This window comes from Yinghuangia aomiensis (genome assembly GCF_039542225.1).
GTDB lineage: Bacteria > Actinomycetota > Actinomycetes > Streptomycetales > Streptomycetaceae > Yinghuangia > Yinghuangia aomiensis.
On the sequence record NZ_BAABHS010000102.1, the window covers coordinates 1 to 891 of the forward strand.

An 891-nucleotide genomic window follows, 5' to 3' on the forward strand; every position below is an offset into this window, starting at 1 on the left:
CTGAAGGCTTCGCCGGAACTGGCGCCGCCGCGCCCGAGAGTCGGGATCGCACCCACGCTCAGTGACGCCGAACTCCTCACACTGGCGGTCATGTCGGCGCTGCTCGGCTACACGTCCGAGCGGCGCTGGATCCGCAGGGTCGACAAGGACTTCCGCGGCCTGTTCCCGTACGTGCCGCGGCAGTCCGGCTACGGCAAGCGGCTGCGGGCGGCATCGTCGCTGTTCACCCACATGATCCGCGTTCTGGCGACCGACACGACGCTGTGGAGCGACGACGTGTGGCTGGTCGACTCCACCCCGGTCGGCTGCGGCTGCTCGCGGGAGACCGCGAAACGCTCGGACCTGGCCGGCTGGGCCCAGTACGGCTACTGCGCGTCGCATTCCCGGTACTTCTGGGGCCTGCGACTCCACCTGGTCTGCACCCTCGGCGGCCTGCCGGTCCTGTTCGCCCTCACCGGCGCCAAGGCCGACGAACGCGAGACCCTGCGCGACATGCTCGACCACGCGCCCGACGTCGTCGCCGGGCATCCCGGCCAGACGATCATCGGCGACAAGCACTACTACGGCCGCGCTTTCGAACACGACCTCACCGAGCGTCACCTCGTTCTGCTGCGTCCGGCCCGCAAGGGCGAACCCGAACGGGCCGGAGCACACCTGTTCAAACCGCTCCGGCAGGTCATCGAGTCGATCAACCAGACCTTCAAAGGCCAGCTCGACCTGGAACGACACGGCGGGAAAAGCCCTGCCGGAGTCGTCGCCCGTGTTCTCAGCCGCGTCCTCGCGCTGACCGCGGCGATCTGGCACAACGACAAGACAGGGCAACCGGTCAAACGATCACTGACCGCCTACGACCACTAACCGTGACGAGACCCCTTGGACTCATTCATCTAG

The 891-nt window shown here is 67.6% G+C and carries 1 protein-coding gene; it reads left to right on the top strand.

The window, feature by feature from the left end:
• Positions 1-858: IS982 family transposase (locus ABEA93_RS42025; RefSeq protein WP_345681296.1), on the top strand; the 858-nt coding region annotated here is incomplete at its 5' end.
• Positions 859-891: the final 33 nt, after the last annotated feature.